The organism is Streptomyces mexicanus, assembly GCF_902506575.1.
In the GTDB taxonomy this organism is placed as follows: Bacteria; Actinomycetota; Actinomycetes; order Streptomycetales; family Streptomycetaceae; genus Streptomyces; species Streptomyces mexicanus.
In genome coordinates, this window is the sequence record NZ_LR732544.1 from 72278 (window position 1) to 86118 (window position 13841).

Here is a 13841-nt window from a genome sequence, read left to right on the forward strand (position 1 = left end):
CCGGCGCCCCGGCGCGGCGGCGCGGGCGCCGCGGCGGGCGCGTCGCAGGGGGCGCCGCGGCGCGGGGCGCCCCCGCCCCCTCCGCGCGGGGGGCGGCCGGCGCCGGCCGCGGCGCACGCCGGCCCGCCCGCGGCGCGGCCGCGGCGGGCCGCGGGCCCGCCCCGCGGTCCGCGCGGGGCCGGTTCCCGCAGGGCCGGCAGGCGGCCGGCTGCCGGGTGCCTGATGTCCGGGTGCTTGATGTCCCGGTGCCGGGGCTCCGGGCGTGGGCACTGCGGAGGCCGGAACGCCCTGCGCGGGCGTGGCCTCGGCGGGGAGTGGCATGCCCGCTGCGGTCCCGGGGCCGGGAGCCTGCGCGGGAGCAGGCAGGGCATCTTGCCCGGACGGCTGGTGCTGCCCGGCCGGGTGCTGGGGGTTCTGCCCGGGCACGGCCGGTCCGGGCGCCGGCTGCGCGGGCGGCACCGGCTGCCCAGGGGTGTGCGCGGCCCCGGCCGGCTGACCGGCAGCCGCCTGCGGAGCGCCCTGCGAACCCGTCTGCGGAACAGCCGGGGAAAGTGCGGGTGCTCCCGGCACTTCCTGTCGCCCGGGCGCCACGGGCCGTGCACCCGGCGCCCCCGGCTCCGGCGGCTGGGCCACCGCCCGCCGCCGACGTCCTGTCGGCGCGCCCGCGGGGTGCGGCTGCGGCGGGGTGCGGCCGTCCGCGTGGTCGTGGGGTACGGCGTCATGGTGCCCGGTGCCGTGCGGTCCGGCATCGAGGTGGCCGGTGTCGAGCTGCCCGGCGTCGAGCGGCGCACCCTCGGTACCGGCGGCCCCGGGCACGGCCTGCGCCGGGTTCTGGCCCGGGAGATGGCCCGCGGCCTCGGCTTGGCCGGGCGCGGCCGGAGCCTCCGGCCCGGGCGACGGCCGGTCGGCCTCGGCGGGCGGCAGGGCGAACACCGTACGGGGAGCGGACTCCTGCGCGGCGGCCCGCTCGGCGGCCGCGGCCAGGGCCCGCCGACGGCGCCCGGTCGGCTGCGCCGCGGGCGCGGCGGCAGCGGCGGAGTCCGGGCCGGGGGCGCCGGCCGGCGCGGCCTGTCCCTGCGACCCACCGGGAGCGTTCGGCCCGATCGGCGTGTTCGACGCGTCCGGTGTGTTCGGCGCGGCGGGCTGGGCGTGCGTCGGCGCGGGCAGGGCGCTCGGACCGGACGGCAGCGCGTGGGGCTCGCCGCCCCCGTGCCGGGCACGGCGGCCGGTGGGCGCGGGCACGCCCCGCGGCGGCACCGTGCCGCCCCGGCCGGCGCCGGGGGCCGCCGCTCCCGCGGCATGCTCCGCCGCCGTGACCACGGAACCCTGGGCGGCGGCCGCGTCCTCGGCGGGCCGCCCGCGGCGCCGGCCGGTGCCGCCGGACGCCTCACCGCCGGCCTGGGCCGGGATCTGCGGGGCCTCCTCGGCCGCCCGCCGCCTGCGCCGCCCGGTCGGAGTGGACGGCACGGCGGAGGCGTCGCCCTCGGCCTCCAGGAACGCGTCCGTGGACGCCCGGCGCGCGCGCCGCCGGCCGCCGGCCGGGGCCTGCGCGGGCAGGGCGACCGGCGCGGCGCCGGCCTCCGCGGCTCCCGCGTCCGGACCCGGGTGGGCGTCGGCGGCCGGCCCCAGGGCGGCCAGACCGTGACCGGCCGGGGCCCGGCCCTGGTCGGCCTGGTCGGTCCGGCCGGCGTGGTCGGCCGGAACGGCCCCCGCGCCGCCGCCGAGCGGCACTTCGAGGACGTACGCGCTGCCGCTCGTCCCCGGTACCTGGTGCGTCTGCAGCACGCCGCCGTGCGCGCGCACGATCCCGCGCACGATCGGCTCGTGCACGGGGTCGCCGCCGGAGTACGGGCCGCGCACCTCGATGCGCGCGACCTCGCCGCGCTGGGCGGCCGCCACGACGACGGTGTTGTCCATGTAACCGCTCGCCGACACCGGGGCGTTGCCGGTCGCGTCGACGCCCGCGACGTCCGCGACGAGGTGGGCGAGCGCGGTGGCCAGGCGCCGCGGATCGACCTCGGCCTCGATGGGCGGCGCGTGCACGGCGAACTGCACCCGGCCGGGCCCGACGAGTTCCACGGCGCCGTCGATGCCGGCGGCCACGACGGCGTCGAGCATCACCTTGGTCCGGGTGATCTCCTCGCTGCCGACGTCGAGGCGCTGGTAGGACAGGACGTTGTCGATGAGGGTGGTGATGCGGGAGTAGCCGGCGGAGAGGTGGTGCAGGACCTGGTTGGCCTCCGGCCACAGCTGCCCGGCGTCGTCGGCGGCGAGGGCGGACAGCTCGCGGCGCAGCTCGTCCAGGGGGCCGCGCAGGGAGCCGCCGAGCAGGGTCAGCAGCTGCTCGTGCCGGGCGGCGAGTGCCTCGTAACGGTCCTTCTCGCGCTCCCCGAGGGCGGCGTACCGCTCCTCGTTCGCGGCGAGTTCCTCCGCGTGCCGCTCGGTCAGCTCCTCGATCTCGGTGACGTGCTGCTGGCGCAGGGCGGTGAGTTCGGAAGCGTGCTCCTCGGCAAGGCGTTCGCATTCCTCGGCGTGCCGCTTCTCGGCGGCGGCCTTCTCCTCGACGAGGGCGTCGTAGGGCCGCCGGTCGGTGAAGGTCATCACGGCGCCGACGAGCTGGTCGCCGTCGCGCACGGGCGCGGTGGTCAGGTCGACGGGCACCTTCTCCCCGGCCTTGGACCACAGCACCTGCCCGCGCACCCGGTGCTTGCGGCCCGAGCGCAGGGTGTCGGCGAGCGGCGACTCGTCGTACGGGAACGGGGAGCCGTCGGCGCGGGAGTGCAGGACGAGCGTGTGCAGTTCGCGGCCGCCCAGTTCACCGGCGCGGTAGCCGAGGATCTGCGCGGCGGCCGGGTTGACGAGGACGATCCGCCCGTCGGTGTCGGTGCCCACGACGCCCTCGGCGGCGGCCCGCAGGATCATCTCGGTCTGCCGTTGCGAACGGGCCAGCTCCGCTTCGGTGTCCACGGTGCCGGACAGGTCGCGCACCACCAGCATCAGCAGTTCGTCGCCGGTGTATCCGGAGCTGTCGTAGGCCTGCTGGCCGTTCTGCAGGTTCGCGCTCGTGACCTCGACCGGGAACTCGGTGCCGTCGGTGCGCCGCGCCACCATCCGGGTCGGCTTGGTCCGGCCGCGCGGGTCGATGTGGTCGGGGCGGCGCATGGACCCGGGGATCAGCTTGGAGTCGAACTGCGGCAGCAGATCGAGCAGCCCGCGCCCCACCAGGGCCGTGCCCGGGGTCTCGAACGCCTCCAGGGCGATGGTGTTGGCGTTGACGACGGTGCCGTTGGCGTTGACCAGCAGCAGCGCGTCCGGCAGCGCGTCGAGTATGGCAGCGAGGCGAGCAGCGCCTCGGGATGGCCTGCTGCTCACGAGACGCTTCCTCCCTGTCACCGCACCTTGCCGACCGCGGGGGTCATCTTGCCAACCGGCCCGCAGCGTGTCACGCGAGCGAGTCTATGCGCTGAGGTTGCGCGCGCGGCGCCGGATGAGAGGGAGGTCGCACGACGATACGAGGTCGAACCTGTGACCGTACGATTCCGCTTCGCACGACCTCCGCAGGACCTTTACCGACCTTTGGTCCCGGTCCGGGCTCCGGTCCCGGCCTTGCTCTCGGTCCCGGCTTCGCCCTCGGTCCCGGCCGCGGTCCCGGGTCCGGTTGTTCCGGTTGTTCCGGCCCGGCCTCGGTCCCGGCCCCGGCTCGCTCGTCGTCAGGAACGGAGGTCGGGCAGCAGGGGCACCAGCGCGTTCCAGCGGCCGATCTCGCAGCCGTTGCGGCGGTCGTACGTCGCGTCCACCGGGCGTCCGGCCCAGGTGCCGGTGACGTGCGCGGTGGCCGGCCCGCCGTACTGCATGGTGCAGGCGCTGCCCTGCGGCACGGGCGCGAAGGTGTCGTGCCCCCAGCGCGTGCTCCGGGCGAGCACCGCGCACGCGCCCCGCGCGTCCGGGTGCGTGCCGCCCTCGGGATGGCAGTACAGCTCGTAGGTCCCGTCGTGCGCCGCGCCCGCGTGCCGCACCGTGACGGTGAGGTGATCCGTGACGGTGAGGTGGTCGCCGACCCGGTCCTCGTCCCGGACGGGCGGCGGCGCGCCGGTGGCCGCGGCGGCGGGCAGGGCCGCCGCCGCGGTGAGCGCGGCGACGCAGGCGGAGGCACCGAGGAGGACGCGCCGCAGGACGCGACGCGGGCCGGCACCCGAGCGCTGGGGGGAGCCGGGGCGCCCTGAGGGGGGAGAGCACTCCGAGGGGGAAGAGCACCCTGCGGACGAAGAGGAGGAGGAAGCGGGAGAAGAACTGAGCTGCACCATGCCCGGACTAACGCGGCAGCCCCCGGTACGTTGCGCGACCCGCCCTGGGCCCCGTCCCCCGGCCCTGTCCGCCGGCTTGGCGGCCCGGGTGTGCCCGCCGCGGGCCCCCGGGCGGCCCCGGCCCAACATCGCCCGCATGACGTTCCTCGACCCATCGGCCCGGGATCTCTTCCCGGACTGGGAGGCGCAGGCCAGGGACCTCACCGCTTACCTGCGCCATGCGGCGGCCCATTACCCCGATGACCAGGAACTGCATGCCCTCATCGGCGAGTTGAGCGTCCACAGCCGGGATTTCGTGCGGATCTGGTCCGCACACCCGGTCAGTGACTGCCTGCCCTCGGTACGCGCGTACCGCCACCCTCAGGTCGGCAGCATGACGCTCCATGAGGAAGTGGTCCGGCTGACCGACGACCCAGGGGTGCGCATCATCTTCAGCGGCGCACGGGAGGGCACGCCGTCCGCCGAACGGCTGCGCCTGCTCGCCTCCCTCGGCTGAGGAAGGCGGGGTACCCGTTCCACCCCGCCCGCCTCAGGGCCCACCCGGTGCGCCGGCGGTTCTCGGCACGCCCAGGGACCGTCGCCGAGCCTTCCTCGTCGTCGGTGTACCGCGTCGCGTCATCGTTCGCGGTCCTCGTGTTCCTCGCGGTGCAGCGAGGGGCCGTGTGCGAGCAGTATGCTCAGCGCCGCGTAGTCCGTTCCGGGGCGGCGGGTGGGGATGAAGACCTTCAGACGGTCCCCTTCGGTGCGGTAGCCCGCCTTCGTCGCGCGTGCCGGAAGGGCCGGACTGCCGACGTGCGCGGCCAGTCCCCGTACGTCGAGCTTCAAGCCCTCGTCCGGGCCGGCGCTGACCAGGGTGATCCGGGACCAGGGCACGATGCCGGGGAAGGGATCGAGGGTGAGCCCTTCGCGCGTGAACGTCAGGGCGCCCCAGCGCAGTTCGCCGCCCGCGCGGACCTCGTCCAGATGGCGTTGCGCAAGGGCCTCGGCAACGGCCTGCGTCGCGGTCGCGACGAAGTGTTCACCGGTGTCGGGGGTCGCCCCGGAAAACCTCTTCCCCAAGCCCGTCTCCTCGCGGACCTTGACATAGTCCAGGCCCCTGAGGCGGATCCGGCCGCCCGCGTAGGGTCGGATCACTGTCTTGAGCACGTCGTGGGAGTGCCACAGGTTGATGTGGACGGACACGCGGGTCGACTCCACGGAAGCGATCTCCTGCCACGTGTACCGCAGCGTGCGGCGACCGGGCCGGCACAGCTCGAAACCGTGCTCGTACTCCCGGATCCGGATCCGGGAGTGCCGCACGCACAGGGCGAGACACACCACGGCCGCCCCGAGCACCGCCCAGAACGTGATACGGAAGGAGGACTCCTCGCCGTAGGTGTCACCTGCCTGGGTGCACAGCACGATGAAGACGATGACGAGCGGGACCAGAAGGGTCAGCAGCCGGCGCGAGAAGGTTCCCTGATAGCTCCACACCCGCTTCCCCAGCTGCCCGGCCCGCTCCCGCCCCGCCGCCGCATCTGCTGACACCACACACACCTCACAAGATCGTCCGATACCGCGCCGTCGAGTCTCGGGCGGGCGTGCGCGCCGGACAACGGGAGAACTACTCAATCCCCGCGCGCCCGTAAAATGACCGCCCATGGAAACGGGGGCAGTCGAGGGGGCGTTCACCGGCCCCGGCAGTGAACTGACGCCGCTGATCGGGCGGCGCGCGGAGACGGCCCGGATCGCCCGGCTGCTCTCCGGCGCGCGTCTGGTCACGCTCAGCGGGGTCGGCGGCGTCGGCAAGACCCGGCTGGCGCTGCGCGTGGCGGCCGACGCGCCGCGTTCCGCCTTCCCCGACGGGGTGTACGTCGCCGAACTCGCCGACCTGCGGGACCCCCAGCTGCTCGCCCCGAGCGTGCTCGGCATCCTCGACGTGGCGAACCCGGGGCGGCCCGGCGCCGACGCGGTGGCCGCCCTGGCCGCCCGGCTCGGCGAGCGCCGCGCCTTGTTGGTCCTGGACAACTGCGAGCACCTGATCGACGCGTGCGCCCGCCTCACCGATGCGCTGCTGCGGGCCGCGCCCGGGCTGCGCGTCCTGGCGACCAGCCGGCAGCCGCTCGGTATCGCGGGCGAACGTGTCTTCCCCGTGGAGCCGTTGCCCGTACCCGACGCGGACACGGCCCGCAACCTGCGCGCCCTGAACCGCAATCCGGCCGTCGCGCTGTTCGCCGACCGGGCCGCCGCCGTGCTGCCCGGCTTCGCCGTGACCGCGTCGGACGCCGCCGCCGTCGCCGAGCTCGTACGCCGGCTGGACGGGCTGCCCTTCGCGATCGAGCTGGCCGCGGCCCGGATCCGGAGCCTGGCCCCGCGAGAGATCCTGGAGCGGCTCACCGACCGGTTCACGCTGCTGACCGGAGGCAGCCGCGTCGCCACCGGCCGGCAACGCACCCTGCGTGCGCTGATCGACTGGAGCCACGAACTGTGCACGCACCGCGAGCGGCTGCTGTGGGCGCGTGCCTCGGTGTTCCGCGGCGGTTTCGACCTGGAGAGCCTCGAACAGGTCTGCACCGACGCCGAACTGCCGGCCGCCGCCCTGCTGGACACGCTCGACGCGCTCGTGGCCAGATCGATCGTCACCTGCCGTCAGGAGCACGGGCGTTCCCGCTACCACATGCTGGAGACGGTACGGGAGTACGGGCACGAGAGGCTCGCCGCGTCCGGCTCGCTCGACGCGATCCGCGCCCGCCACCGCGACCGGTACGCCGAACTGACCGCACGAGCCCAGCGGGAATGGTTCGGGCCCCGGCAGGTCGACTGGTTCACGCGGCTGCGCCTGGACCACCCGAACCTGCGCGCCGCCCTTGAGTTCTGCCTGGAGCAGCCCGGACAGGCACGGGCCGGTCTGGGCCTGGCCGTGTCGCCCCGGCACTACTGGATCACCGCGGGCCTGCTGTCCGAAGGCCGCCGCTGGCTGTCGCGACTGCTCGCCGCCGACCGCGCGCAGCACGACGCCGGCGACGCGGCCGGCCCGGACGCCGCCGTCCGCCTCGAGGCCCAGGTCACCGACACCTATCTGGGCATCCTGCAGGGCGATTCGGAGCCCGAGGTGCGGCAAGCGCTGGCCGCGTGCGAGGCGGCGGCCCGGCGAGGCGGCCACCGGCGCCAGTCGGCGTGGGTGTGGCACCACCACGGGATCCTCGCCGTGTGGCGGGAGGACTTCGTCGGCGCCGCCGAGCTGTTCACCCGGGCACGCACCGAGTTCCGCGCGCAGGGCTGCCTCGACGCTGCCCTCGAATGCCGGGTGAAGTTCGCCATCGCCCATGCTTACGGAGGCGACGTCGCCGCGGCCGAGGAGGCGTGCGGCGAGGTCGAGGCGGCCGCCCGCGCGCACGACGAGTCATGGCTGCGCGGCATGGCCCTGCTCGCCCGTGCCCTGCTGGCCTGGCGGGCACACGCTCCCGCCGACGCCATCACCCACGCCAGAGCCGCCATCGCCCGGCTGCGCCCGTTCCAGGACTGGTGGGACGTGGCCATGTGCGTGGAGGTCATCGCGTGGAGCACCCAGGACGCCCCGCGGCGGGCGGCCCGCCTCCTGGGCGTGCTGCACATGATGTGGGAGTCGGTGGGAGGGCGGCTCGGCTCGGCGCCGTTCATGAGCGCACAGCATCTGCGCTTCGAGGCCGCGGTACGGCAGGCGCTGCCCGCCGCCGCGTTCGAGCGGGAGTTCGGCCGCGGCGCGCGCGCCGGCGTGGACGAGGCGATGGCCTGGGTGCTGGACGACGCGGCCGAGGTGCCGGGGCTGACGCGACGCGAGAGCCAGGTCGCGGAGCTGGTCGCCGAGGGCCTGACCAACAAGGACATCGCGGCGCGCCTGACGATCGCCCAGCGCACCGCCGAGAACCACGTCGAGCGCATCCTGGCCAAGCTGGGGTTCACCTCGCGCACGCAGCTGGCGGTGTGGGCCCACGAGCAGCGCGCCGAACCCGCCGGGAACTGAGGGCGATCCGTCACAGCTCCGTGGTCATCGAGTCCCGCGCCCCTCTGCCGCGGCCCCCCCCCGCCGGTAGGACCGACCTTGCGGATGGCGCCGCCGGCGTGTACGGGGCGGCCTGGTCGAGCGGGGTGATGCCCGCGGTGTTTCTCGTACGTGTTCGCCACGAGGGCGACGACCGCGACGACCGGGCCGAGGACGTCCACGGTCGGTCGGCGCTCGCGGCCCGGCACCCGCTCGGCCGGATCCCGGCCGCCCTGTCAGGGCGCGGCCGGCTCCGGGCGGAGGGCCTGGTCGATGTTGTCCTCGACCCACGAGCGGAGCGCGTTGAGCGGGACCGCCGCGCTGTGGCCGAGGGGGGTGAGGGCGTACTCGACGTGCAGGGGGACGGCGGGATAGACGGTGCGGTCGAGGATGCCGAAGTCCTCGAGGCGGCGGAGTGTCTGGGTCAGCACCTTCGGGCTGACGCCCTGGAGCCTGCGCTGGAGTTCGCCGAAGCGCTGGGGCCCGTCCTCGAGGGCACCGATGACCAGAGCGGACCACTTGTTGGCGAGCAGGTCGAGCAGGGCGCGGCAAGGGCACTGAGCGGCGTAGACGTCGTGGTCCGCGTGCTGGCCGCTGGGGCAGGTTGTCGTCATGCTCCCTCTCTCACCAGGACACTTCCCGATGGGAAGTAGAAGACCTTGAAGGTAAGTATATGCCTGTCGATAGCGTCGTCGATGTCAGCGGGACGGCTGCTCAGGCCGTTCCACAGGATGCTTCTCAGGAGATGACGCATGTCCGCAGACACGATGCGCGCGGTGGTCCAGGACGGTTTCGGCGGCCCTGAGGTGTTGCGGATCCAGCAGGTGCCGCGCCCGGCGCCGCTGCCCACCGAAGTGCTGGTACGGGTGCACGCGGCCGGGATCAACCCGGTGGACTGGAAGAGCCGCGCCGGCGGCGGCATGGCCGGCGTGCTGGGCGAGCCGCCGTTCACCCTCGGCTGGGACGTGTCGGGCGTGGTGGAGGAAGTGGGCTTCGGCGTCACCACCCTGAAGCCCGGCGACGAGGTGTACGGCATGCCGTGGTTCCCGCGCGCCGCGAACGCCTACGCCGAGTACGTGACCGCCCCGGCCCGACAGTTCGCCCGCAAGCCCGCCACCCTCGACCACGTGCACGCCGCCGCGGTGCCGCTGGCGGCACTGACCGCCTGGCAGGCCCTGGTCGACACCGCCCAGGTGCAGGCCGGCCAGCGGGTCCTGATCACCGCCGCCGCGGGCGGGGTCGGCCACTTCGCGGTCCAGTTCGCCCGGCACCTGGGCGCCCACGTGATCGCCACCGCCAGTGCCGCACGGCACACCTGGCTGAAGGGGCTCGGGGCCGACGAGACCATCGACTACACCACCACCCGCTTCGAGGACGCCGCCGACGCCGTCGACGTCGTCATCGACCTGGTGGGCGATGCCCATGACCGGACCAGCACCCGTGCGCTGAAGGTCCTGCGCCCGGGCGGCCTGCTGGTCGCCGTCCCGGACGGGGTCTCCCCGGAACTGGCTCAGGCCGCCGAGGCGGCCGGCGTCCGGACCACCCCCTTCCTGGTCGAGCCGGACGGTGCCGCGCTGACGGCGATCAGCGACCTGATCGACGCCGGCCATGTCACCGTCGAAGTGGAAGAGACCTTCCCGCTCGATCAGGTCGCCGCGGCCCACACCCGCGGCGAAGCCGGCCGCACCCGCGGCAAGCTCGTCCTCACCGTCACCGACTGATCGCGTCGGCCGGCGGTTCGGCGGAGCACCAGGTGCTCCGCGACTCGCGCCGCTGCCGGCCACCCGTGCCTGGCGGTGGTCCGGCGGCGGCCACCCGGCCCCCTCGTCGATGACGCTCCTCGGTCTCGTCCAGCACATGGCTGAGGTGGAGCGCAACTGGTTCCAGCGCGTGTTCGCCGGCCAGGACGTGCCGCCGGTCTTCGGAGAGGGCAACGCGGACGGCTTTGCCCTCCAGCCGGTACGCGGGCTCGATGAGGCGATGACCGTGTGGCAGGCGGAGATCGCTCGGGGCCGTGAGCTGACCGCCGGAGCGTCATGGGACGACTCGGGCCGCCTGTCCGAGCAGGAAGCGGGTCACGTCGGCGATCAGGGAGTCTCCCTGCGCTGGATCATGGTGCGCATGATCGAGGAATACGCACGTCACAACGGTCATGCCGACCTCATCCGCGAGCAGATCGACGGAGTTACCGGCGCATGAGACGTGCGTGCGCGGATCGAAGGGTCGCGCGAGTGGCCGGCTTCCGTGCCTTCGTCGGCGGCGGCCTGCTCGGCCGAGGCCTGGACGCGCGCCGTGCGGTAGGCGTCTGCCTACGGACGGCGCCGCTGTCCTGCCCCTTGTCCTGTCGGCGGAACTGAACCACAACCGGACGACCGGTCTGCATCCGATCAGCGTGCGGATCAAGGCCGATGCGGGACGTTCGCGGCTGCGCACGGGCGGCCTTGACTTGGGCGCGCGGCAGGGGCTGCCCGAACTCTGACGTCCTGTCAGGGCAGAAGGTCCGACGGTAAGGGCCGGCGATCTTCGACGCCTGGGCGGTCCCGCCGGGCGGATGAGAAGCCGGGCCGGTCGGAGGCGTCCGGCACGGCTGAGGGTGCCGCCTGAGCGGGAGGCCGCGGCAACCCGCCAAGGGGGTGGCGGCCGACCTGCTCCGGCGGGCACCGGCTGCCCCGGCCCCCGAGCTTCTCCTCGACCGCACTGCCGCCGGCGGGAGTTCGGGTTCCGCCCGGACGTGGGCCGGGCGAGAACCGCCACCGCCCGGTCTCCGAAGGCCGACCCACCGCGTACGCCGGGCCGGAGGCAGAGGCGGCGACGGTCGGCGGCGAGCCCGCGGTGCGGGTCGCCGCGGAGCCGGGCGCGGGGGACCGGCGCCTCATAGGTCCCCCTGCCGGTCGGCGCGCTCTGTGGTCTGGACCGGAGAGCGGGGTGGGGGCGGGCATCCGGGGGAGTCGCACCCTGCCTGCCTGCCTGCCTGCCTGCCTGCCTGCCTGCCTGTCTGTCTGTCGACCTGCCGGGCGGGTCGGTTCGTGGTCGCGGGCCGGAGGGCGGCCGACGCTTCTGTGGGTCGTCGGTCACCGGGCCGGGCCGGGTGCCCCGGAGGTCCACCCGATGGCAACCGACACCCCCTCCCCGCCACCGGCCGCAGGTCCGGCCATCACCCTCGTCGACGTGGTCAAGGAATTCGGCGGCGCCCGGGACGGGGCCGCCGTGCGCGGGGTCAGCCTCTCCATCGCCGAGGGCGAGTTCTTCTCGCTGCTGGGCCCCTCCGGCTGCGGGAAGACGACCACGCTGCGCATGATCGCCGGGTTCGAGGAACCCACCAGCGGACAGATCCTGCTGCACGACCGGGACATGGTCGGCGTCCCGGCCGACAAGCGGGACATCAACATGGTGTTCCAGTCCTACGCCCTGTTCCCGCACCTGAGCGTCGCCGACAACGTGGCGTTCGGGCTGCGTCGCAAGCGGGTGCCCAAGGCGGAGATCCGCGAGCGGGTCGAGGAGATCCTGCACACCGTCGAGCTGGCCGACAAGGCCGCCCGCCGCCCCCGCCGGCTCTCCGGCGGGCAGCAGCAGCGCGTGGCCCTGGCCCGTGCCCTGGTGAACCGCCCCCGCGCGCTCCTCCTGGACGAGCCGCTGGGCGCCCTGGACCTGAAGCTGCGCCAGTCCATGCAACTGGAGCTCAAACGTATCCAGCGCGAGGTCGGCATCACGTTCATCTACGTCACCCACGACCAGGCCGAGGCCCTGACCATGTCCGACCGGATCGCCGTGATGAACCGCGGCCTGGTCGAGCAGGTCGGCCCGCCCCAGGAGGTGTACGAGCGGCCCGCCACGGCGTTCGTGGCCGGCTTCATCGGCACCTCCAACCTGATCGGCGGGCGCCTGGCCTCGGTCGCACAGGACACCGGGACGCTCGACCTGGGCGACGGCCAGCGCATCACCGTTCCCCTGCGCGGCGCCCGGCAGCCCGGCGCGACGGTCGAACTGACCGTGCGGCCGGAGAAGATCACGCTGACCACCGGCCCCACCGACGCCGCCTGCCGCGTGCGCGGCACCGTGCGGGAGGTGGTCTACCTGGGCACCTCCACCAGCTACACGGTGCGTATGGCGACGGGCACGGAGATGACCGTCTTCCAGCCCAACGACGGCACCGCCACCGCGACCCCGGCCCGCGGGGAGACGGTCTGGCTGTCCTGGTCCGCCGCCCACTCCTACCTGCTGACCGCCTCCGCGGCGCCCGCACCGGCCGCGCCCCTGCTGCGCGGACTGACCGAGCGCCGCCTGTCCCGGCGCCACCTGCTGCGCGGCGCGCTCGGCGCCGCAGCCCTGGCCCCGCTCGCCGCGTGCAGCGTCCCCGGCGCGCGCCGGCACGTCCCCACCGGTTCCGCCGAGATCGCCGCCGCTGTGCGGGACTTCTGGACCGGCAAGGCGAGGAAGGGACGGCTGAGCTTCGCCAACTACACCCAGTACATCGACGCCGATCCCGCCGACCAGAGCAGGCACCCCACCCTGGAGGCGTTCACCCGAGAGACCGGGATCGAGGTCGCCTACAGCGAGCTGATCGACGACGACGCCTCCTGGTTCGGCAAGACCCAGCCCGAGTTCGCCTCCGGCCAGGGCATCGGCTACGACCTGATGGTCGTCGGCGGCGACAGCTACCTGACCAAGTACATCGAACTGGGCTACCTCGCGCCCCTGGACCACACCCGGCTGCCGCACTTCGCCGCCCACGGCGGCGCCGCGTTCAAGAACTCCTCCTTCGACCGCGGCAACGTCTACACCGTGCCCTGGCAGTCCGGCATGACCGGCATCGGCTACGACCCGGCCAAGGTGGGCCGCAGGATCACCAGTTGGCAGGACCTGCTCGACCCGAAGCTGCGCGGCAAGGTCGGCATGTGGAACGACGCGGTGCAGATGGGCAACGTCGCCCTGCTCGCCGTCGGCGTCGACCCGGAGACCTCCACCCACGCCGACTGGCGCAAGGCGGCGGCCTGGCTGCGCCGGCAGCGCGACGCCGGCATGGTCCGCTCCTACAGCACCGCCACCTACCAGTCGTCGCTGCAGCGCGGCGACCTGTGGGCCTCGCTGGTGTACTCGGGGGACGTCTTCCAGGCCAACCAGAGCGGATCGCGCCTGGAGTTCGTCATCCCCGACGAGGGCGGCCTGCTGTGGACCGACAACCTGTGCATCCCGGCCACGGCCGCCCACCCCGTCGACGCGCTGACCTACATGGACTACGTCTACCGGCCCGAGGTCGCGGCGAGGATCAGCGAGACCGTGCAGTTCGTGTGTCCCGTCCCGGCCGCGCAACAGGTCATCGCCCGGGACGCGGCCGCCGCCGACGGCAAGCGGCGCGCCCTGCTCGACTCCCTGAGCACCAGTCCCCTGGTCTTCCCGAGCAAGGCCGACGAATCCAAGCTGCGCCACCTGCGGGTGCTCGACGAAGCGGAGGAGAAGCAGTGGAACGCGCTGTTCGAACCGATCTACCAGTCGTGAGCCGCCGCCGGCGGCGCCCCGGCGCGGCCCTCGCCCCGTAT

General features: G+C 74.5%; 9 protein-coding genes. 5 read left to right on the forward strand and 4 right to left on the reverse strand.

The window, feature by feature from the left end; genetic code table 11:
- Both GV126_RS35550 and GV126_RS00335 read right to left on the reverse strand, forming a co-directional pair.
- On the reverse strand, positions 1-3372 hold a 3372-nt coding region (locus GV126_RS35550; RefSeq protein WP_236569802.1), incomplete at its 3' end, for a PAS domain-containing protein.
- Between the two features lie 338 nt (positions 3373-3710).
- Positions 3711-4304, reverse strand: a complete 594-nt coding sequence (locus tag GV126_RS00335; RefSeq protein WP_159661898.1) for an SSI family serine proteinase inhibitor — start codon at positions 4302-4304, stop codon at positions 3711-3713.
- On the opposite strand from GV126_RS00335, the gene GV126_RS00340 reads away from it, so the two are divergent.
- A complete protein-coding gene (locus GV126_RS00340; RefSeq protein ID WP_268977377.1) occupies positions 4303-4800 on the forward strand; it encodes an MmyB family transcriptional regulator in 498 nt (165 codons plus the stop codon). The genes GV126_RS00335 and GV126_RS00340 overlap by 2 nt on opposite strands.
- A 119-nt stretch (positions 4801-4919) precedes the next feature.
- Here GV126_RS00340 and GV126_RS00345 read toward each other — a convergent pair whose 3' ends face one another.
- On the reverse strand, positions 4920-5831 hold the full coding sequence (locus tag GV126_RS00345; protein WP_236569804.1) for a hypothetical protein: 912 nt from the start codon (positions 5829-5831) through the stop codon (positions 4920-4922).
- A 112-nt stretch (positions 5832-5943) separates the two neighbouring features.
- Between GV126_RS00345 and GV126_RS00350 the strand changes: the two genes are divergently transcribed.
- Positions 5944-8286, forward strand: coding sequence for an ATP-binding protein (locus GV126_RS00350; protein ID WP_159661900.1), 2343 nt, complete (start codon positions 5944-5946; stop codon positions 8284-8286).
- Between the two features lie 254 nt (positions 8287-8540).
- Here the strand turns inward: GV126_RS00350 and GV126_RS00355 are convergent, their stop codons facing one another.
- Entirely contained in the window at positions 8541-8918 is a 378-nt protein-coding gene (locus GV126_RS00355) for a winged helix-turn-helix transcriptional regulator (RefSeq protein ID WP_159661901.1), read from the reverse strand.
- A gap of 138 nt (positions 8919-9056) precedes the next feature.
- On the opposite strand from GV126_RS00355, the gene GV126_RS00360 reads away from it, so the two are divergent.
- The 3 genes from GV126_RS00360 (at position 9057) to potA (ending at position 13800) form a co-directional block, all read left to right on the forward strand.
- The gene (locus tag GV126_RS00360) at positions 9057-10025 is read left to right on the forward strand and encodes an NADP-dependent oxidoreductase (protein WP_159661902.1); all 969 of its coding nucleotides are present in this window, start codon (positions 9057-9059) and stop codon (positions 10023-10025) included.
- Positions 9913-10503 carry a DinB family protein gene (locus GV126_RS37555; RefSeq protein ID WP_419796035.1) on the forward strand — a complete coding sequence of 197 codons (591 nt, stop codon included), beginning with the start codon at positions 9913-9915 and terminating at the stop codon, positions 10501-10503. The genes GV126_RS00360 and GV126_RS37555 overlap by 113 nt, the downstream gene beginning before the upstream one ends.
- A 909-nt stretch (positions 10504-11412) precedes the next feature.
- Positions 11413-13800 (forward strand): polyamine ABC transporter ATP-binding protein, encoded by a 2388-nt coding sequence (gene potA, locus GV126_RS37250; RefSeq protein WP_328707317.1) that lies wholly within the window; start codon positions 11413-11415, stop codon positions 13798-13800.
- Positions 13801-13841: the final 41 nt, after the last annotated feature.